The 23,375-nt window shown below is 72.7% G+C and carries 1 protein-coding gene; it reads right to left on the bottom strand.

All coding sequences use genetic code 11. The features are described from left to right. Nucleotides 1-132 precede the first annotated feature (132 nt). Entirely contained in the window at nucleotides 133-23,361 is a 23,229-nt protein-coding gene (locus tag NZH93_RS20995; protein WP_259624848.1) for a type I polyketide synthase, read from the bottom strand. Between the last annotated feature and the right edge of the window lie 14 nt (nucleotides 23,362-23,375).

The following is a 23,375-nucleotide window of genomic DNA, read 5'->3' as shown; positions in this document are numbered from 1 at the left end:
GACCACTGATTCGAAAACTAACGAGGGGCCGTCAGGGATGACACCCCTGACGGCCCCCTAGGCGACCCCTACGCATTCACCCCTTCTACAAGGGAAAACAGGTCCCCTTATTCGGCGTGAACACAATTCGCGTCACACTCCGAACTCCTTGTCGATGAAGTCGAAGATGGCGTCGTCATCAGCGGTGTTGAGCTGGTCGGCGACGCTCGGGGCCTCGCCTCCCGGCACGTACCTGGCGAGCAGCGCCTGGAGCCTCGCGACCACCCCTGCCTTCTCCTGCTCCCCCAGGTCCGTGCGGGCCGCCGCGGTCTCCAGCAGCCCCAACTCGTCCAGCACGGGCGTCGACGACCGCTCGTCGAGCGCGAGCTTGCCGCGCAGGAACTGGGCGAGCGCGGCGGACGTGGGGTAGTCGAAGACGAGCGTCGCGGGCAGGGTCAGGCCGGTCGCGGCGCCGAGCGTGTTGCGCAGCTCGACGGCGGACAGCGAGTCGAAGCCCAGTTCGCTGAAGCCCCGCGTCGGCTGGACCGCGTCGATCCCGGCGTGCCCGAGCACGGCGGCGACCCGCGTCCGGACCACGTCCAGCAGCATCCGGTCGCGTTCCTTCGCGCCGAGGCCGCTCAGCCTGCCGACCAGGTCCGACTGCTCCGGCTCTGCGGGCGCCTTCGCGGCCGCGTCGCGGACCTCCGGCAGGTCGCCGAGCAGCGGGCTGGGCCGGGCCGCGGTGAACACCGCCGCGAACAGCTCCCAGTCCACGTCGGCCAGCGTGACCGTGGTGTCCCGCTGCGCGAGGGATGTGCGCAGCGCGGCCACGGCCTGCTCGGCGGGCATCACGGTGACACCGCGTCGCCGCAGTTGCTCCGCCGCGTCGCCGTCGGCCATGCCGCCGTCCGCCCACGGGCCCCACGCGACCGACAGACCGGCCAGGCCACGGGCCCGGCGCGACTCGGCCAGTCCGTCGAGCGCCGCGTTCGCCGCCGAGTACGCGGACTGGCCGCCACTACCCCACGTGCCCGCGATGGACGAGAACAGCACGAACGCGTCCACGTCCCCGACCAGCTCGTCCAGGTTCCTGGCCCCGGCCACCTTCGCGGCCAGCACCGCCGCGAACTCGCCGAGGTCGTGGTCCTCCAGGGGCTGGAAGAGTTCCACGCCCGCCGTGTGCACCACGGACGTCGGCGGGTGCTCGGCCACCAGCGCCGCGAGGGCGTCCCGGTCGGCGACGTCGCAGGCGGCCACGGTCACCCGTGCGCCCAGCGCCTCCAGTTCGGCGGTCAGCTCGGCGGCTCCCGGCGCCGCGGCGCCGCGGCGGGACGTGAGCACCAGGTGCTCCGCGCCCGCACCGGCCAGCCAGCGGGCCACGTGCCCGCCGAGCGCGCCCGTGCCACCGGTGACCAGGACCGTTCCGCTCGGGGTCCACTCCTCCGCGCCGTCCTTGGCCGGGGCGTGCGCGAGACGGCGGCCGAAGACCCCTGCCTCGCGGATCGCCACCTGGTCCTCGGTACCCGCCAGCGCGGCGGTGAGGGCGTCCAGCGCGTGGTCGTCCAGGGTGGTCGGCACGTCGACCAGGCCGCCCCAGCGGTTCGGGTGCTCCAGCGCGACGACCCGGCCGAGACCCCAGAGCCCGGCCTGCGCCGGGTCGACGTCCTCACTCGCCGTCGACACACCGGCACGGGTCACGCACCACAGCGGCGCGTCGACCACGGCGTCGCCGAGGGCCTGCACCAGGACCACGGTCGACAGCGCGTCGCCCGCGAGGGACAGCACGCCGTCCACCGGTCCGGCGGTGACGAGCTCTTCGGCGAGCCGGTCGCGGTCGGTCGACGCGTCGACCGGCACGACCTCGATCCCACGGGCGGTCAGGCCCGCGAGGAGCGTGGCGTCGTGACCGTTCTCCGGCGCCACGACCAGCCAACGGCCGACCGCCGCCGATCCCGTGGTGACGGGCTCCCACTGGACCCGGTAGCGCCACCCGTCCACTGTGGACCGGTCTCGGCGGGTGCGGCGCCACGACGACAGCGCGGGCAGCACCTCGCTGAGCGGCCGGTCGCCGTCCAGGTCCAGGGTGGAGCTGATCGACCCGAGGTCACCGTTCTCCACGGCCTCCCAGAACCGGGCGTCCACCTCGTCCACGGCGATCGGCGCCTGCTCGCTCGCGAGCCAGAACCTCTCGTGCTGGAACGCGTACGTCGGCAGGTCGATCCGTTGGGCGCCGCTGCCCGCGAAGTACGCGGCCCAGTCGACCGGCACACCCAGCTCGTGCACCTTGCCCAGTGCCTGGAGCACCGCGCGGGCCTCGGGCCGCCCCTTGCGGAGCGACGGCACCAGCTCGGCGGCCGTGCTGTCGGCGGCCATCGCGGTCAGCACCGCGTCCGGGCCCAGCTCCAGGAACGTCGACACGCCTTCGGCCTCCAGGGTCCGGATCGCGTCGGCGAAGCGCACGGCCTCGCGGACGTGCCGCACCCAGTACTCGGGCGAGCACAGCTCCTCGGTGGTGGCGAGCGCGCCGGTGAGCGTGGAGACGATCGGGATCTTCGGCGCGTTGAACGCCATGCCCTTCGCGACCACCAGGAACTCGTCGAGCACGTCGTCCATCAGCGGCGAGTGGAACGCGTGGGAGACGGCGAGGCGCTTGGACTTCCGGTCGGTGAAGTGCGCCAGCACCTCGTCCACTGCCCGCTCGGCGCCGGAGACGACGACCGAGGTCGGTCCGTTGACCGCCGCGATGGACACGTAGTCGGTGAGGTGCGGGCGCACCTCGTCCTCCGTGGCCTGGAGGGCGACCATCGCGCCACCGGACGGCAGGGACTGCATCAGCCTGCCGCGAGCGGCGACCAGGACGGCCGCGTCCTCCAAGGTCAGCACCCCGGACACGTGGGCGGCGGCCAGTTCGCCGATGGAGTGGCCCGCCAGGAAGTCCGGGCGGACACCCCACGACTCGACCAGGCGGTACAGCGCGACCTCGATGGCGAACAGCGCGGGCTGCGCGAACTCCGTGCGGTCCAGGGACTCGTCCGACCGAACGTCCAGCACAGCGGTGATCTCGTCGAACGCCCTGGCGAACACCGGGAACGCCTCGTACAGCTCGCGGCCCATGTCGATCCGCTGCGAACCCTGGCCGGTGAACAGGAACGCCAGCCGTCCGCCCTGGACGGCGTCCGTCGGCTCGAACGCCGCCAGTTGCCGGGCCAGGTCGTCGTGGTCCTCGGCCACGAGCACCGCGCGGTGCTCCAGCCGGGCCCGTGAGGTGGCCAACGAGAACCCGAGGTCGAGCAGATCGGCTTCCGGCAACCGTTCCGCCTGCGCCTTCAGGGCTTCCGGGGTCTTGCCGGACAACACGATCGGCACCAGCGGCAACCGCTTGCGCTCGACCACGGGCACATCGGCTTCCGGCGCCTGCTCGATGATCGTGTGCGCGTTGGTGCCGGAGATGCCGAACGACGACACCGCAGCGCGGCGCGGACGTCCGGCGCTCGGCCACTCCCGCTGCTCGGTGAGCAGCTCCACCGAGCCGGAGGTCCAGTCGACGTGCGAGGTCGGCGCGCTGACGTGCAGCGTCTTCGGCGCGATCCCGTGGCGCAGGGCCTGCACCATCTTGATCACACCGCCGACGCCCGCCGCGGCCTGGGCGTGGCCGATGTTGGACTTCAGCGATCCCAGCAGCAACGGGGTCTCGCGGTCCTGGCCGTACGTGGCCAGCAGCGCCTGCACCTCGATCGGGTCGCCGAGCGGCGTGCCCGTGCCGTGGCCCTCGACCACGTCGATGTCCGAAGTGGACAGACCGGCGTTCGCCAGCGCCTGCTTGATGACCCGCTGCTGCGACGGCCCGTTGGGCGCGGTCAGGGTGCTGGACGCGCCGTCCTGGTTGATCGCGCTGCCCTTGACGACGGCGAGCACCTGGTGCCCGTTGCGCCGCGCGTCGGACAGGCGTTCGACCAGCAGCACGCCAACGCCCTCGGACCAGCCGGTGCCGTCCGCTCCCTCGGAGTACGCCTTGGAGCGGCCGTCGGCGGACAGTCCGCGCTGGCGGGAGAAGTCGACGAACGTGTCGGGCGTCGCCATGACGGTGACACCACCGGCCAGCGCGAGGTCGCACTCACCGGACCGCAGCGCCTGCACCGCCCAGTGCAGCGCGACGAGCGACGACGAGCAGGCCGTGTCGACCGTGACGGCCGGGCCTTCGAGCCCGAACGTGTAGGAGACGCGACCGGACACGACGCTGCCGGAGGTGCCGGTGCCGAGGTAACCCTCGACCTCGTCCGGGACGGTCCCGAGGTTCGTGGCGTAGTCGTGGTACATCAGGCCCGCGAACACACCGGTCCGACTCCCCCGCACCGCGGCCGGGTCGATGCCCGCGCGTTCGAACGCCTCCCACGACGTCTCCAGCAGCAACCGCTGCTGCGGGTCCATCGCCAGCGCTTCACGCGGGGAGATCCCGAAGAACGCCGGGTCGAAGTCGCCCGCCTCGTGCAGGAAGCCGCCTTCGCGGGTGTAGGTCTTGCCGATGGCGTCGGGGTTCGGGTCGTACAGGCCGTCGAGGTCCCAGCCGCGACCGGTCGGGAACCCGCTGACCGCGTCGCGGCCGTCGAGCACGAGCTGCCACAGGTCTTCCGGCGACCGGACGCCACCGGGGAAGCGGCAGGCCATCGCGACGATCGCGATCGGGTCGTCGTTGGCGACCTTCGCCGCCACGACCTGCTCCACCACGTCGTCCTCGTCCACCAGCTCGGTGCGCAGGTGCGCCGCCAGCGCCAGGGAGGTCGGGTAGTCGAACACGACGGTCGCGGGCAGCCGCAGTCCGGTCGCGGCGCCGAGCGCGTTGCGCAGCTCCACGGCGGACAGCGAGTCAAGGCCCATCTCGACCAGGCCGCGGCCCGGTTCGACCTGACCCGCGTCGCGGTAGCCCAGTACGGTCGCGACCCGGCCGCGCACCAGGTCCAGCAGCAGCCGGTCCTGCTCCTCGGTCGGCACGCCCAGCAGCTTCTGGGACCACTGCGCCGATTCCGCGGACGCCTTGGCGGCGTTGCGGCGCTTCGGCGCGCGGACCAGACCGCGCAGCAGGGCGGGCACCTCAGCGCTCGTGCGGAGCACGGTGGTGTCGAGCTTCATCGGCAGCGCCAGGGCCGTGTCCGCCCGCAGAGCGGCGTCGAACAGCGCGAGCCCGTCGGCGATGGGCAGCACCGGCATGCCCGCGCGGGCCATCCGCGCGAGGTCGGCGGGCGACAGGCCCGCGCCCATGCCCGTGGTCTGCTCCCACACGCCCCAGGCCAGCGAGACCGCCGCCTGCCCGTTGGCCCGGCGGTGGGCGGCGAGGCCGTCCAGGTAGGTGTTGGCCGCCGCGTAGTTCGCCTGGCCGGGCGCGCCGAGCACACCCGACGACGACGAGAACAGGGCGAACAGCTCCAGCTCACCGGTCAGGTCGTGCAGGTGCCGCGCCGCGTCGGCCTTGGGGCCGAGCACGGTGGCGAAGCGCTGCGGGGTCAGGGATTCCAGGACGCCGTCGTCCAGGACACCGGCGGTGTGCACGACGCCGGTCAGGTCCTCGATGCCCGCCAGCAGGGTTTCGACGGAGTCGCGGTCCGAGACGTCACACGCGACGACGTCGACCCGCGCGTCCAGTTCCGCGACCAGTTCGGCCGCACCCGGTGCTTCCAGGCCACGGCGGGACGTGAGCACCAGGTGCCGCACGCCGTGCTCCGCGACGAGGTGTCGGGCCAGTTCCGCGCCCAGGCCGCCCGTGCCACCGGTGACCAGCACCGTGCCGTCGAGGGTCTTGGGGGCTCCCAACGACAACGGCACCAGCCGTGGCACGAACACCGTGCCCGCGCGGACCGCCACCTCCGGTTCGCCCGTGCCGATCACCGACGTCGGGTCGTCGCTGTCGAGCAGCACGATCCGGTCCGGGTGCTCCGACTGCGCCGAGCGCACCAGTCCGGACACGGCGGCCTGCGTCGGGGACACGTCCTCGCCCGCGACCGACACCGCGCCGGACGTCACGACGACGAGCCGGTCCCGTTCGCCCGCCAGGAACTCCTGGAGGTCGGCCAGCACACCCGCGACCACGTCGTGCAGGTCGCCGTCCGGTACGACCAGGACCTGCGCGTCCGGGTCCGGGGCGACGTCGTCGGTCGGCAGTGCCGTCCACTCGACGCCGTACAGCGGGTCGGCGGTCTTACGGTCGACGCCGCCGAACTCCCGCAGCACCAGGGAGTCCACCCGCACGACGGGCGCGCCCGTCCCGTCAGCGGCCAGCACGGTGACCGAGCCGCCGCGGTTGGTCACCTTCGCCCGCAGCACCGAGGCGCCCGCGGCGAACAGGCTCACGCCGGCCCACGAGAACGGCAGCGCGCCCGGTCCGGTCTGGCCGATCCCGATGGCGTGCAGCACCGAGTCCAGCAGCGCCGGGTGCACGCCGAAGTCGGCGGCCTGGCGGTGCTCCGACTCGGCTTCCACGTAGATGTCGTCACCGTCGCGCCATGCGGCCTTCAGGCCTTGGAACACCGGCCCGTAGGCGAGCCCGCTCGCGGCCAGGTCGTCGTACAGCGTGGTCACGTCGAGCGCGGTGGCACCGGTCGGCGGCCACTCGGCCAGCTCGAAGTCCGGTGTCACGACCTGGTCGGTCAGGAAGCCGGTGGCGTGGGTCGTCCACAGCACCTCGTCGCCGTCCGGCCGCGACAGCACGGTCACCGCGCGGCGGCCGTCCTCCGCCTCGCCGACCGCGACGTGCAGGCTGACGCCCCCGCGCTCCGGCAGGACCAGGGGTTCTTGCAGCAAGAGCTCTTCCAGGTGCCCGCAGCCGACCTCGTCACCGGCGCGGACCACCAGTTCCACCAGCGCGGTGCCGGGAACGACGACCGAGCCCGCGACCACGTGGTCGCCCAGCCAGCCGTGCGACGCGACCGACAGCCTCGCCGTGGCCAGCACACCGCCGTCGGGCAGCGGCAGGATCGCGCCGAGCAGCGGGTGCCCGGCCGACTCCAGGCCCGCCGACGTGACGTCGCCGACCGAACCGGAGCCTTCCAGCCAGAAGCGTTCGCGCTGGAACCGGTACGTCGGCAGGTCTACCCGCCGCGCGCCTGTTCCGACGAAGTAAGCCGCCCAGTCCACGTCGACACCACGGCTGTGAGCCGCACCGACCGCTTGGACCAGGGTCTTGGCCTCATCGCGGTCCTTGCGCTGCCCGGCGATCAGCACCGCGTCGGTCACGCTGTCCGCGCCCATCGCGGTGAGCACGCCGTCCGGCCCCAACTCCAGGAACGTCGTAACGCCCTTGGCCTCCAGGGTGGTCACGGCATCGGCGAACCTGACGGCCTCCCGGACGTGCCGCACCCAGTACTCCGGGTCCGTGACATCGCCCAGCATCGGGATCTTCGGGTCGTTGAAGGTCAGCGTCGAGACCACCGCGCGGAAGTCGTCGAGCATCGGGTCCATCAAGGGTGAGTGGAAGGCGTGCGAAACGGCGAGCCGCTTGGACTTCCGGTTCCCGAAGTGGCTAAGCACCCGCTCGACCTCGGCCTCGTCACCGGCGATCACCACGGATGAAGGCCCGTTGATCGCCGCGATCGACACCAGGTCGGTCAAGTGCGGCGTGACCTCATCTTCGGTCGCCTGGACCGCCACCATCGCGCCGCCCTCGGGCAGCGCCTGCATCAACCGACCACGCTCACTTACCAGTTTCGCCGCGTCCTCCAGGGAGAGCACACCAGCCACGTGAGCCGCAGCGATTTCGCCGATCGAGTGGCCGGCCAGGAAGTCCGGCCGCACACCCCACGACGCGACCAGCCGGTACAGCGCCACTTCCAGCGCGAACAGGGCGGGCTGGGCGAACTCCGTGCGATCCAGGGAGTCTTGCCGGACCTCCACCAGCGCCGCCACGGCGTCGAACGCCTCCGCGAACACCGGGAACGCCTCGTACAACTCCCGACCCATACCGGCCCGCTGCGAACCCTGACCGGTGAACAGGAACGCCAACCTGCCTTCGGCAGCGGGCGTGGACTCGCCGTTCGCGACGGCTTCCAGTTCGCCCCGCAGGTCGTCGGTGACCGCGAGCACCGCGCGGTGCTCCAGTCGAGTCCGGCCCGCCAGCGAGAAACCGAGGTCCAGCAGGTCGGCGGGGTGGTCGAGCAGCGCGGACGCCTGTGCCCGCAGCGCTTCCGGGGTCTTGCCGGACAGCACGACCGGCACGACGGCGGGAGCCACCCCCTGGACCACCGGGGCGTCGACGACCGTCGCCTGTTCCAGGACGGCGTGGGCGTTGGTGCCGCTGAAGCCGAACGACGACACGCCGACCCGGCGCACCCGACCGGTCTCCGGCCAGGCGACGTTCTCCGTCACGAGGTCCACCAGCCCGGCGGACCACTCGACCTCGTGCGTCGGCTCACCGACGTGCAAAGTCTTGGGCACGATCCCGTGCCGCATCGCCATCACGGCTTTGATCACCGCGGCGACACCGGCGGCGGCCTGCGTGTGGCCGATGTTCGACTTCACCGAGCCGAGCAGCAGCGGAGTGGTCCGTTCCTGCCCGTAGGTGGCGATCAGGGCCTGGGCCTCGATGGGGTCGCCCAGCGCGGTGCCGGTGCCGTGGGCTTCCACGACGTCGACGTCCGAAGTGGACAGACCGGAGTTGGCCAGTGCCCTGCGGATCACCCGCTGCTGCGACGGACCGTTCGGGGCGGTCAGGCCGTTGGACGCACCGTCCTGGTTGATCGCGGAACCCCGGACGACCGCGAGCACCTCGTGACCGTTGCGCTGGGCGTCCGACAGCCGCTCCACCAGGAGCATGCCGACGCCCTCGCCCCACGCGGTGCCGTCGGCGCCCGCCGCGAACGCCTTGCAGCGCCCGTCGACCGCGAGGCCGCGCTGGCGGGAGAAGTCCACGAACGCGCCGGGAGTGGCCATGATCGTCACACCGCCGGCCAGTGCCAGGGAGCACTCACCGGACCGCAGCGCCTGCACAGCCAGGTGCAGCGCCACCAACGACGACGAGCACGCGGTGTCGACCGTGACGGCCGGACCTTCCAGCCCGAACGTGTAGGACACGCGGCCGGACAGGACGCTGCTGGCGTTGCCGGTGCCGACGTGGCCTTCGAGGCCGTCAGGGATGCGCGGCAGCAGGTCGAGGTAGTCCTGGCCGTTGGTGCCCGCGAAGACGCCGACCTGCCCACCCCGCAGGGAGACCGGGTCGATGCCCGCGCGTTCGAACGCCTCCCACGAGGTTTCGAGGAGCAACCGCTGCTGCGGGTCCATCGCCAGCGCCTCGCGCGGCGAGATCCCGAAGAACGCCGGGTCGAAGCCCGAGACGTCGTCCACGAACGCGCCCTCGACCACGTAGGACGTGCCCTCGTGCTCGGGGTCCGGGTCGTAGATGCCCGCCAGGTCCCAGCCGCGGTCTGTCGGGAACCCGGTCATCGCGTCGCGGCCCTGCTCCAGCAGGTCCCAGAGTTGTTCGGGCGACGCCACGCCACCGGGGAAGCGGCAGGCCATCGCGACGATCGCGATCGGCTCGTCCACGCGCACGGCGACGTCGGCCGACAGCGCTTCCGGTCGGGTGCCGACGAGTTCGGCCCTCAGGTGCTCGGCGAGCACGGCGGGGGTCGGGTAGTCGAAGACGAGCGTGGCGGGCAGCTTCAGGCCGGTCGCGGTGCCGATCGCGCCGCGGAACTCCACGGCAGTCAGCGAGTCGAAGCCAAGTTCCTTGAACGCCAGCCCCGATTCCACGACCTGCTCGCCACCCAGCACGGCGACGACCTGGTCGCGGACCAGGTCCAGCAGCAGGCGTCGCTGCTCGTCCTCGGGCAGCGCGGTCAGCCGTGCCACCATGCCGGAGTCGCCAGCGGGCGCGGTCGACAACGCCTGGCGCACCTGCGGCAGGTCGCGCAGCAGCGGGCTCGGCCGCACCGACGCGAACAGCGGTGCGAACCGCTCCCAGTCGACGTCCGCGACCGTCTGCACACCGACGTCCGACCCCACGGCCTTGCGCAGCGCGGCCAGCGCGCGTTCCGGTGCCATCGGCCGGATCCCGCGTGCCCGCAGGTGGTCCTCGGCATCGCCTTCGGTGGCCATGCCGCCGTCGGCCCAGGCACCCCAGGCGATCGAGGTGGCGGTCAGGCCACGCGCCCGGCGCGACTCGGCGAGACCGTCGAGGTAGGCGTTGGCCGCGGCGTACGCGCCCTGGCCGCCCGCACCCCAGGTGCCCGCGATGGAGGAGAACAGCACGAACGCGTCGACCTCGCCGACCAGTTCGTCCAGGTTCGCCGCGCCCGCGACCTTCGCCGCCAGCACACCCCCGAACTCGGACGGGTCCTGCTCCGCCAGCGGCGAGAAGGCCTCGATGCCCGCCGCGTGCACGACGGCGTCCGGCGGGTACTCCTCCAACAACGCCTTGAGCGCCTCCCGATCGGCCACGTCACACGCGGCCACCACCACCGGGATGTCCAGTTCCTCCACCAGTTCCGCAGCGCCAGGTGCGTCTAGGCCGCGCCGGGACGTCAACACCAGGCGCTCAGCGCCCGCGCCCGCCAGCCAGCGGGCCACGCGGCTGCCCAGCGCGCCGGTGCCACCGGTGACCAGGACCGTCCCCCGAGGCGTCCAGTCGGCGGTCCCGCCACGGGTCGGCACGAGCCTGCGACCGAAGACGCCGGACGGTCGGACGGCGACCTGGTCCTCACCGCCCGCCAGCACGGCGACCAACCGGTCGAGGGCCTGGTCGTCCAGGTCGGGGAGGTCGACCAGACCGCCCCAGCGGTCGGGGTGCTCCAGGGCGACAACGCGGCCGAGCCCCCAGAGCTGCGCGAGTTCCGGGGTCACGACGACGTCGTCCCGGCCGGTCGTCACCGCTCCGCGAGTGGCGAACCACAGGGGCGCGTCGACGTTCCGCACGAGTTCCAGCGCGTCGAGGACGTCGGTGACCAGCGAGAGGACGCCGTCGAACGACTCGCCCACCGGCAGCAGCGTCGGCTCGGCCACCAGCACGTCCAGGCCGCGCGCGGTCAACCCGTCGACCAGCGCCGACTCGTCGCCGTCCGCCACCACGAGCCACCGACCGGTCACCCGGCCCGTCGCGGTGACCGGCGACCACTCGACCCGGTACGTCCAGGCCGAGCCGCTGCGCCGCTCCACCAACGCCGGCAGGGCGTCCACGACGGCCGCCAGGTCGCCGTTGTCCACGATGGACCAGAACTCGGCCTCGTCGACCACGGGCGCGACCTGCGAGCTGAGCCAGAACCACTCGTGCTGGAACGCGTACGTCGGCAGAGCGGTCTTGCGCGCGCCGGAGCCCGCGAAGTAGGCGGTCCAGTCGACGGCCTGGCCGCGCACGTGCAGCGCACCGAGCGACTGCACCAGCGAGGCGACCTCGGACCGGTCCTTCCTCAGGCCGGACACCAGAACGGCTTCACGAACCGAGTCCTGGCCCATCGCGGTCAGCACACCGTCCGGGCCCAGCTCCAGGAACGTCGTGACGCCCTTGGCTTCCAAAGTCGTGACCGCGTCCGCGAACCGGACCGCGTCGCGCACGTGCCGCACCCAGTACTCCGGGTCCGTCACCTCACCCAACATCGGGATCTTCGGCTCGTTGAAGGTCAGCGTCGAGACCACCGCGCGGAACTCGTCCAGCATCGGGTCCATCAACGGCGAGTGGAACGCGTGCGACACGGCGAGCCGCTTGGTCTTCCGGTCCGCGAAGTGCGTCAACACCCCGTCCACGGCGTTCTCGTCACCAGCGATGACAATCGAGTCGGGCCCGTTGATCGCGGCGATCGACACCAGGTCGGTCAAGTGCGGCGTGACCTCGTCCTCGGTCGCCTGAACCGCCACCATCGCGCCACCCTCGGGCAGCGCCTGCATCAACCGACCACGCTCACCGACCAGCGTCGCCGCGTCTTCTAGGGACAACACCCCGGCCACGTGAGCCGCGGCGATCTCGCCGATCGAGTGGCCTGCCAGGAAGTCCGGCCGCACACCCCACGACTCCACCAACCGGTACAACGCCACTTCCAGCGCGAACAGGGCGGGCTGCGCGAACTCCGTGCGATCCAACGAATCGTGCCGCACCTCCACCAGCGCCGCCACGGCGTCGAACGCCTTCGCGAACACCGGGAACGTCCCGTACAACTCCCGACCCATCCCGGCCCGCTGCGAACCCTGACCGGTGAACAGGAACGCCAACCGTCCACCGACGACGGACCCGGTCGTCAGGCCTTCCAGCCCCTTGCGCAGGTCGTCGTGGTCGGTGGCGACCACCACGGCGCGGTGGTCGAGGGCGGTCCTCGTCGTCACGGACGAGAAGCCGAGATCGGCCACCTCGACCATCGGGTCGAGCGCGGCGAGGAGCCGGTCGGCCTGCGCCCGCACGGCGGCGGCCGTCTTGCCCGACAGCACCACCGGCACCGCGGCGAGCGGCCGACGTCCGACCTCCGGCGCGGAGGCTTCCGGCGCCTGCTCGATGATCGTGTGCGCGTTGGTGCCGCCGATGCCGAACGCGGACACCGCGGCCCGGCGCGGGCGCCCGGTCTCCGGCCACGGCTTCGCCTCGGTCAACAACTCCACCGACCCGGCGGCCCAGTCCACGTGCGGGGAGGGCTCGACGGCGTGCAACGTCTTCGGCGCGATGCCGCGGCGGATGGCCTCGACCATCTTGATGACCCCGCCGACGCCCGCCGCGGCCTGCGTGTGGCCGACGTTCGACTTCAACGCGCCCATCAGCACGGGCCGGTCGCGGTCCTGGCCGTAGGTGGCCAGCACCGCCTGCGCCTCGATCGGGTCGCCCAGCCTGGTCCCGGTGCCGTGCGCCTCGACGACGTCGATGTCCGTTGTGGACAGACCGGCGTTGGCGAGCGCCTGCTTGATGACCCGCTGCTGCGACGGCCCGTTCGGCGCGGTGAGCGTGCTGGACGCGCCGTCCTGGTTGACCGCAGAGCCCCGCACGACGGCCAGGACCTCGTGGCCGTTGCGCCGCGCGTCGGACAGCCGCTCGACGAGCAGCACACCGACGCCCTCGGCCCAGCCGACGCCGTCCGCGTCGGCGGAGAACGCCTTGGAACGGCCGTCGGCGGACAGCCCGCGCTGGCGGGAGAAGTCGACGAACGTCTCCGGCGTCGCCATCACCGTGGCGCCACCGGCCAGTGCCAGCGAGCACTCACCGGACCGCAGCGCCTGCACCGCCAGGTGCAGCGCCACCAACGACGACGAGCACGCGGTGTCGACCGTGACGGCCGGGCCCTCGAAGCCGAACGTGTAGGACACGCGGCCGGACAGGACGCTGCCGGACGTGCCGGTGCCGACGTACCCGCTGACCTCCTCCGGGATCTCGGTGAGACCGGTGGCGTAGTCGTGGTACATCAGGCCCGCGAACACACCGGTCCGGCTGCCGCGCAGCGAGGCGATGTCGATGCCCGCGTGCTCGACGGCCTCCCACGACGTCTCCAGCAACTGGCGCTGCTGGGGGTCCATCGCGAGGGCTTCGCGCGGGGAGATCCCGAACAGCGCGGGGTCGAAGTCGCCCGCCTCGTGCAGGAACCCGCCTTCACGGGTGTAGGTCTTGCCAACGGCGTCCGGGTCCGGGTCGTACAGGCCCTCGACGTCCCAGCCGCGGTTGGTCGGGAACCAGGAGATGGCGTCGGTGCCGCTGTCGACCAGTCGCCACAGGTCCTCCGGCGACCGCACGCCGCCGGGGAAGCGGCAGGCCATGCCGACGATCGCGATCGGCTCGTCGGTGCCGACCGAGGCGGCGGTGAACTCCTCCGCGACCTCGTCGTCACCGACCAGCTCGGTCCGCAGGTGGGCGCCGAGCGCGGTGGCGGTCGGGTAGTCGAACACCAGCGTCGCGGGCAGCCGCAGACCGGTGGCGGCGCTGAGCGCGTTGCGCAGTTCGACGGCGGACAACGAGTCGAGGCCGAGTTCGACGAGGCCGCGACCGGGGCTGATCTCGTCGGCCGAACCGAAGCCGAGGACGGTCGCGACCTTCTCGCGCACCAGGTCGACCAGCAGCCGCTCCTGGTCGGTGGCGGAGAGGCCCGCCAGTCGGGCGACCCACGGCGCGGCGGCGGCACCGGACGCGCCGGCGGCGACGCGCCGACGCGGGATCCGGACCAGCCCGCGCAACGCGTGCTGCACCTCGCCGGTCGCCTTCAGCGCCGGGAGGTCGAGCTTCGCGGGCACGACGACCGGTGTGCCCGCGCGGAGACCGCGGTCGAACAGCTCCATGCCTTCGGCGATGCCCAGCGCGGGCAGGCCGGAGCGCGCGATGCGGGCCAGGTCGGCGTCGGACAGCGTCGAGCCCATGCCGGAGTGCTGGTCCCACAGGCCCCAGGCCAGCGACACCGCCGGGAGGCCGAGGGAGTGCCGGTGGGTGGCCAGCGCGTCCAGCGCGGTGTTGGCGGCGGCGTAGTTGGCCTGGCCCGGCGAGCCGAGGACACCGGAGATGGAGGAGAACAGGGCGAACAGCGTCAGGTCGCGGGTCAGGTCGTGCAGGTGCCAGGCGGCGTCGACCTTCGGCGCGAACACCGCGTCCAGGCGTTGCGGGGTCAGGGATTCCAGGATGCCGTCGTCCAGGACACCGGCCGTGTGCACGACACCCGTCAGGTCGGGGATGCCCGCCAGCAGCGCTTCCACGGCCGCGCGGTCGGACACGTCGCAGGCGATCACGTCGACCCGCGCATCCAGCTCCGCGACCAGTTCGGCCGCGCCCGGCGCGTCGGGACCACGACGGGAGGTCAGGACCAGGTGCCGCACACCGTGTTCGGCGACGAGGTGCCTGGCCAGCGCGGCGCCGAGCCCACCGGTGCCGCCGGTGATCAGCACGGTGCCGTCGAGCGCGATCGGGTCGGCGTCGGCGGTCGCGCGCGCCAGTCGGGGCACGAGGGCCTGACCGTCGCGGAGGGCCACCTCGGGTTCGCCGGTCGCCAGGACCGACGGGAGCGCGGCGTGGATCTCGGCGCAGGAACCGGCGTAGACCAGCACGATCCGGTCGGGGTGCTCCTGCTGGGCGGACCGCACCAGACCGGGGACACCGGCCTGGCCGGGGGTTTCACCGGTCACCAGCACGAGCGTGCCGTCGCCGGAGGCGAGGAACGACTGGATCTCCACCAGCACGTGGCCGGTGACGTCGCGGAGCGCGCCGTCCGGCACGACCAGCACGGTGGCGTCGTCCACAGTGGACTCGGCTGCCGTCGGAGCTGGCACCCAGTCGACGCGGAACAGCGAATCGGTGCCCGCGGCGAACCGGTCGGCGGCGATCGGCCGCAGCGCCAGCGAACCGACCTGGGCGACAGGACTTCCCGCCCCGTCGGCGATCTCGACCGACACCGCGTCACCACGACCGCTGATCCGGGCCCGCAGCACCGAAGCGCCCGCCGCGAACAGGGTCACGCCCGTCCAGGAGAACGGCAGCGACGCGGACTGCGCGCCGCCGACGCCGATGCCGTGCAGCACCGAGTCGAGCAGGGCCGGGTGCACGCCGAACTCGGCGGCTCCGCGGTGCTCCGACTCGGGCAACTCGGCCTCGACGTAGACGGTCTCGCCGTCGCGCCAGGCCGCCTTGAGGCCCTGGAACACCGGCCCGTAGGCGAGTCCGGCGCGGGCCAGGTCCTCGTACGTGGAGCCGATCTCCACCGCTTCGGCCGCGGGCGGCCAGGTCGTGAGGTCGAAGTCAGGCGCCTGCGCGGCTTCGGTGAGGACGCCGACGGCGTGCGTGGTCCACTCGCCGCCGTCCGGCTGCGCGGACACCGTGACGCCACGGCGGCCGGAGGCGTCGGCCGGGTCGAGCACGAGGTGGACGTTGACCGCACCACCCTCGGGCAGGATCAGCGGCGCTTGGAGCAGGAGTTCGTCCACGTGCCCGCAGCCGACCTCATCACCGGCGCGGATGGCCAGTTCGAGCAGCGCGGTGCCCGGCACGACGACCGCACCGGCCACGACGTGGTCACCCAGCCAGGCGTGCGTGGCGACGGACAGCCGGGCCGTGCCCAGCACTCCGCCGTCGGGGGTGCGCAGCACGGCGCCGAGCAGCGGGTGCCCGGCCGAGCCGAGCCCCGCCGACGTCACGTCACCGACCGCGCCAACCCCGTCGAGCCAGAAGCGTTCACGCTGGAACCGGTACGTCGGCAGGTCGACCCGCCGCGCGCCCGTCCCGGCGAAGTAGGCCGCCCAGTCCACCTCGACACCACGGCTGTGAGCCGCACCGACAGCTTGGACCAGGGTCTTGGCCTCGTCGCGATCCTTGCGCTGCCCGGCGATCAGCACGGCCTCGGTGACACTCTCCGCGCCCATCGCGGTCAGCACACCATCCGGGCCCAACTCCAAGAACGTCGTGACGCCCTTGGCCTCCAAAGTCGTGACCGTGTCGGCGAACCGAACCGCGTCGCGCACGTGTCGCACCCAGTACTCCGGGTCCGTCACCTCACCCAACATCGGGATCTTCGGTTCGGAGAAGGTGAGCTTGGAGACCACCGCACGGAACTCGTCCAGCATCGGGTCCATCAACGGCGAGTGGAACGCGTGCGAAACGGCGAGCCGCTTGGACTTCCGATCCGCGAACTCGCTGAGCACACGCTCGACCTCAGCCTCATCACCGGCGATCACCACGGACGAAGGCCCGTTGACCGCCGCGATCGACACCAGGTCCGTCAGGTGGGGCAGCACTTCGACTTCCGTCGCCTGCACCGCCACCATCGCGCCACCCTCGGGCAGCGCCTGCATCAACCGGCCGCGAGCGCTGATCAGCGTGGCGGCGTCGTCGAGGGACAGCACACCGGCCACGTGGGCCGCGGCGATCTCGCCGATCGAGTGCCCGGCCAGGAAGTCCGGACGGACACCCCACGACTCCACCAGCCGGTACAACGCCACTTCCAGCGCGAACAACGCCGGCTGCGCGAACTCCGTGCGATCCAACGAGTCGTGCCGAACCTCCACCAGCCCCGCCACGGCGTCGAACGCGTCCGCGAACACCGGGAACGCGTCGTAGAGCCCGCGCCCCATCCCGGCCCGCTGCGACCCCTGGCCGGTGAACAGGAACGCGACCCGCCCACCCACGACCTCGGTGGACTCGACGGCGGTCACCTGGCGGCGCAGTTCGTCGTGGTCGGACACCGCGAGCACGGCGCGGTGCGCGAGCCGCGATCGGCCGGTGGCCAGGGAGAAACCGAGGTCGGTCAGGTCCGCGTCCGCCTCCAGCAGCGCGGAGGCCTGGGCCCGCAACGCTTCCGGGGACTTCGCGGACAGCACGACCGGAACAACCGCGGGCGTGGTCCGTGCCGTCGGCCGCTCCACGACGACCGGCGCCTGTTCGAGGATCGCGTGGGCGTTGGTGCCGCTGAACCCGAACGACGACACGCCCGCTCGGCGCGGTCGATCCACCTCGGGCCACTCGACCCGCTCGGTGACCAGGTCGATCGCCCCGGCCGCCCAGTCCACCTGCGGCGAGGGCGCGTCGACGTGCAGCGTCTTGGGCACGACACCGTGCCGCATCGCCATGACCACCTTGATCACGGCGGCGACACCGGCGGCGGCCTGGGTGTGGCCGATGTTGGTCTTGACGGAACCCAGCAGCAGCGGCGTTCCCCGGTCCTGACCGTAGGTCGCGAGCAGCGCCTGCGCCTCGATCGGGTCGCCCAGCGCCGTACCGGTGCCGTGCGCCTCGACCACGTCGACGTCCGAAGTGGACAGACCGGCGTTCGCCAGCGCCTTGCGGATCACCCGCTGCTGCGACGGGCCGTTCGGGGCGGTGAGCCCGTTCGACGCGCCGTCCTGGTTGATCGCGGAACCCTTGACCACGGCGAGGACCTGGTGGCCGTTGCGCTGGGCGTCCGACAGCCGCTCCACCAGGAGCATGCCGACGCCCTCGCCCCAGGCCGTGCCGTCGGCGCCCGCCGCGAACGCCTTGCAGCGCCCGTCGACCGCGAGGCCGCGCTGGCGGGAGAAGTCCACGAACGCGGCGGGCGTCGACATGATCGTCACACCACCCGCCAGCGCCAGCGAGCACTCACCGGACCGCAGCGCCTGCACCGCCAGGTGCAGCGCCACCAACGACGACGAGCACGCGGTGTCGACCGTGACGGCCGGACCCTCGAAGCCGAACGTGTAGGAGATGCGGCCGGACGCGACGCTGGCCGCGTTGCCGGTGCCGAAGTAGCCCTCGATCTCGGCGGGCAGCGAACTGAGCTGCGTGCCGTAGTCCTGCCCGTTGCTGCCCGCGAAGACGCCGACCTGCCCGCCGCGCAGCGAGTCCGGGTCGATGCCCGCGCGTTCGAACACCTCCCACGACGTCTCCAGCAGCAACCGCTGCTGCGGGTCCATCGCCAGCGCTTCACGCGGTGAGATCCCGAAGAACGCCGGGTCGAACTCCCCCGCGCCGTAGAGGAACGCGCCCTCGCGGGCGTAGGACTTGCCCGGCGCGTCGGGGTCCGGGTCGTACAGGCCCGCGAGGTCCCAGCCCCGATCGGTCGGGAAGTCGCCGACCGTGTCGACGCCGTCGAACACCACGTCCCACAACTGCTCCGGCGTCACGACCCCGCCGGGGAAGCGGCACGCCATCGCCACGATGGCGATCGGCTCGTCCACCGGGATCGCGTTCGCCGCGGCGGCCAGTGCCGCCGGTCGCGAGCCGACCAGTTCGGCGCGCAGGTGCTCGGCGAGCGCGACGGGCGTCGGGTAGTCGAACACCAGCGTCGCGGGCAGCGCGAGCCCGGTCTCGGCCGCGATCACACCGCGGAACTCCACGGCGGTCAGCGAGTCGAAACCCAGTTCCTTGAACGCCTTGCTCGGCTCGATCGCGCCGCCCGACGAGTGGCCGAGGACGGTGGCGGCGTGCGTGCGGACGAGGTCCAGCACCAGGTGCCGCTGCTCCGGCTCGGCCAGGCCGGTCAGCCTGGCCGTGAGACCGGTGGCCGCGTCGCTCGGCGCAACGCCCACGACCGCGTCACGGGCCTGCGGCAGGTCGGACAGCAGCGGGCTCAGGCGCTCGGACGTGAAGATGGGGACGAACCGCGACCAGTCGACGTCGGCGACGGTCACCAGGCCCTCGTCGAGCGCGATGGCCTGGCGCAGAGCGGACAGCGCCAGCTCGGGCGCCATCGCCCGAACACCGCGCAGCCGCAGGTGCTCCTCGACGTCCTCGACGGTCGCCATGCCCGCACCCGCCCAGGCGCCCCACGCGACCGACAGCGCGGTCAGCCCACGCGCCCGGCGCGATTCGGCCAGCCCGTCCAGGTAGGCGTTCGCCGCGCCGTACGCGGCCTGCCCGCCGCTGCCCCAGGTGCTCGCGATGGAGGAGAACAGCACGAACGCGTCGACCTCGCCGACCAGCTCGTCCAGGTTCGCCGCACCGGCCGCCTTGGCGGCGACGACCTGGCGGAACTCGGCGACGTCCTGCACGTCCAGCGCCACCAGCGAGTCGACGCCCGCCGCGTGCACCACGGCGTCCGGCGGGTATTCCTCCAGCAACGCCTTGAGCGCCTCCCGATCGGCCACGTCACACGCGGCCACCACCACGGGGATGTCCAGTTCCTCCACCAGATCGACAGCACCCGGCGCGTCCAGACCACGACGGGACGTCAACACCAGCCGCTCCGCGCCAGCGCTCGCCAGCCAGCGGGCGACCTGCGTGCCGAGCGCGCCCGTGCCACCGGTCACCAGCACGGTGCCGCGCGGCGTCCAGTCGCCGACGCCGGTCTTCGCGGGCGCCTGCGCCAGCCTGCGGCCGAACACGCGGGACCCGCGGATCGCGACCTGGTCCTCCGTGCCGCCGAGTACCGCGACGAGCCGGTCCAGCACGCGGTCGTCCACGTCGGCGGGCAGGTCGACCAGACCGCCCCAGCGTTCGGGGTGCTCCAGGGCGACGACCTTGCCGACGCCCCAGACCTGGGTGAGCGCCGGGTCCACGGCGTCGTCCCGACCGGCCGACACCGCGCCGCGGGTCGCGCACCACAGCGGCGCGGCGACACCCGCGTCACCCAGCGCCTGCACCAGCACGACGGTCTCGACCACGTCGGCGCTCAGCGACAGCACACCGTCGAGGGATCCGGCACCCGCCAGCGTTTCCGCCAGCGCGGCGCGGTCGGTGGACGGGTCGATCCGCACGACGTCCAGCCCGCGCTCGACGAGCCCCGCGACGTCGTCGGCGGACACGAGCAGCCACCGCCCGGTGGCCCGGCCGCCACCCTCGGGCAACCGGGTCCAGGAGGTCTTGTAGCGCCAGGCGTCCACTGTGGACGCGTCCGCCCGACCACGCCGCCACTTCGCCAGCGCGGGCAGCAGATCGGCGAGAGCCCCGGAGTCGTCGAGTGACAACGCCGAGGCCAGGGAGTCGAGGTCACCGCGGTCGACCGCGGCCCAGAAGTCGGCTTCGTGCCGGTCGACGGCGGCGGGCGAGGACCCGCCGGTCAGCCAGAAACCCTCGCGCTGGAACGCGTACGTCGGCAGGTCGACGCGGCGCGCGCCGGTCCCGGCGAACACCGGGCCCCAGTCGACGCGGACACCTCCGGCGTGCAGCCTGCCGACGGCCCGCAGCAGCCCGTCGGTCTCGGCACGGCCCTTGCGGACGGTCGGGACCAGGACGGCGTCCGGCGCGGTCTCGGCGGCCATCGCGGTGAGCACGGCGTCGGGGCCGAGCTCCACGAACGTCGTCACGCCCAGTCCCACCAGGGTGTCCACGGCGTCGGCGAACCGCACGGCCTCGCGGACGTGTCGCACCCAGTACTCCGGCGAGCACAGCTCCTCGGCCGACACGAGCCTGCCGGTGACCGTGGAGACGATCGGCAGGCGCGGCGGCCGGTACTTCAGGACCTCGGTGATCCAGGTGAACTCCTCGAGCATCGCGTCCATCAACGGCGAGTGGAACGCGTGCGACACCGCGAGGCGCTTGGACTTGCGGTCCGGGAAGTTCGCCACGACCCGCGCGACGGCGTCCTCTTCACCGGCGACGACGACGGCCATGGGCCCGTTGACCGCCGCCAGCGAGACGTCCTCGTCCAGCAGCGGCAGCACCTCGTCCTCGGACGCCTGCAACGCCACCATCGCGCCACCGCCGGGGAGCGCCTGCATCATCCGGCCACGAGCGGCGACCAGCGCGCACGCGTCGTCCAGCGACAGCACCCCCGCGACGTGCGCGGCGGCGATCTCGCCGACGGAGTGGCCCGCCAGGTAGTCCTGGCGCACGCCCCACGCCTCCAGCGTGCGGAACAGCGCGACCTCGACGGCGAACAGCGCGGGCTGCGTGTACTCGGTGCGGTCCAGCAGGTCGGGGTCGTCGCCGAACACGACCGTGCGCAGCGGCTGGTCCAGGTGCACGTCGAGGTGGCGACAGGCGTCGTCGAACGCCGCCGCGAACACCGGGAACTCCCGGTGCAGCTCACGCCCCATGTCGAGCCGCTGCGCCCCCTGCCCGGTGAACAGGAACGCGAGCTTGCCGCCCGTGGCGGCGCCGCTGATCACGGCGGGCGAGGACGTGCCGTCGGCCAGCGCCGTGAGCGCCTGCCGGAAGGCTTCGCGCGACGAGCCGAGCACGACCGCGCGGTGGTCGAAGGCGACGCGGGAGGTCGCCAGCGAGTGCCCGAGGTCCACTTCGGACAGTTCGGGCCGCTCGTCCAGGTGCGCCACCAGGTGCCGCGCCTGATCACCGAGCGCCTCGGCGGTCTTGGCCGACAGCACCCACGGCAGCACGCTCGCGACACGGGCGGGCTCCGGCACCTCCACGGCCTCGCCGGTGTACTCCTCGATGATCGTGTGCGCGTTGGTGCCGCTGATGCCGAAGGCGGACACGCCCGCCCGGCGCGGGCGCTCGGACGCGGGCCACGGCTTCGCCTCGGTGAGCAGCTCGAGCGATCCGGATGACCAGTCAACGTGAGGGGACGGACGATCGACGTGCAGGGTCCGCGGCAGCAGTCCGTTGCGCAGCGCCATGACCATCTTGATGACGCCCGCGACACCGGCCGCGGCCTGCGTGTGGCCCAGGTTGGACTTGAGGGACCCCAGCAGCAGGGGCGTCTCGCGGTTCTGGCCGTAGGTGGCCAGGATGGCCTGCGCCTCGATCGGGTCGCCGAGCACCGTGCCGGTGCCGTGCGCCTCGACCACGTCGACGTCCGCCGTGGTCAGCTCCGCGTCGACCAGCGCCTGGTGGATGACCCGCTGCTGCGCGGGCCCGTTCGGCGCGGTCAGCCCGTTCGACGCGCCGTCCTGGTTGATCGCCGAGCCGCGCACCAGCGCGAGCACCGGGTGCCCGTTGCGCACGGCGTCGGACAGCCGCTCCAGCAGCACCATGCCGACACCCTCGGACCACCCGGTCCCGTCGGCGGTGGAGGAGAACGCCTTGCAGCGGCCGTCGGGTGACAGCCCGCGCTGACGGCTGAACGCCACCAGCGAACCGGGGCTGGCCATCACGGCGGCACCACCGGCGAACGCCAGCGACGACTCACCGCTCCGCAGCGTCTGCACCGCCAGGTGCAACGCCACCAGCGAAGCCGAACACGCCGTGTCCACCGTGACCGCCGGACCTTCGAGCCCCAACGTGTACGAGATCCGCCCCGACGCCACACTGGCCGTGTTCCCGGTCAGCAACGACCCTTCATGCCCTTGCGCCTCGGCCAACCGCGGCCCGTACTCCTGCTGCTCAGCACCCACGTAGACGGCCGTCGAACTGCCGCGCAACGTGCCGGGATCGATCCCCGCGCGCTCCAGCACCTCCCACGACGTCTCGAGGAGCAGGCGCTGCTGCGGGTCCATCGCGACCGCTTCCCGCGGCGAGATCCCGAAGAACGTCGGGTCGAACTGGTCCGCGTCGTGCAGGAACCCACCTTCACGGGTGTACGTCGTCCCCTGGTGCTCCGGGTCCGGGTCGTACAACGCGTCCAGGTCCCACCCGCGGTTGGTCGGCAACCCGCTGATCGCGTCACCACCATCGGCGATGAACCGCCACAACTCCTCCGGCGACGACACCCCACCGGGGAACCGGCACGCCATGGCCACGATCGCGATCGGCTCGTCCGACGCCGTGTTGGCGCTGGGCGGCAGGATCGGCGCCGCCGACAACCCGAGCGCTTCCGCCCGCAGGTACCGCGCCACCGCCGCTGGCGTCGGGTAGTCGAACACCAACGTGATCGGCAGGTGCAACCCCGTCGCCTCGGTCAGCTTCGCGTGCAGGTCGACAGCGGCGATGGAATCGAATCCGAGCTCGAGGAACGGCCGCTCAGCCGCAACCACCTCACCGGGCGCGCGCCGCAGCACAGCCGCGGCAGCCCGCCCCACCAGTTCCACCAGCAGCCGCTCTTGCTCGGCTTCAGGCGCCTGGACGAGAAGCTGCCAGGACGAAGGCTGCTCCGCCCCGTCAACGCTGGTGGACGTGGCGGACGTGATGTGCTCGGACTCGTTCAACATAACGCTCCACAATC

Origin of the sequence: Umezawaea endophytica, assembly GCF_025061645.1 — a bacterium.
Classification (GTDB): domain Bacteria; phylum Actinomycetota; class Actinomycetes; order Mycobacteriales; family Pseudonocardiaceae; genus Umezawaea; species Umezawaea endophytica.
The sequence above is the reverse complement of the archived record's forward strand: the minus strand, read 5'-3'. Positions and strand labels throughout refer to the sequence as shown.

Excerpts from the sequence above, each read along its gene's own strand:
- NZH93_RS20995 (WP_259624848.1), bottom strand. The coding sequence starts at position 23,361 with ATGTTGAACGAGTCCGAGCACATCACGTCCGCCACGTCCACCAGCGTT.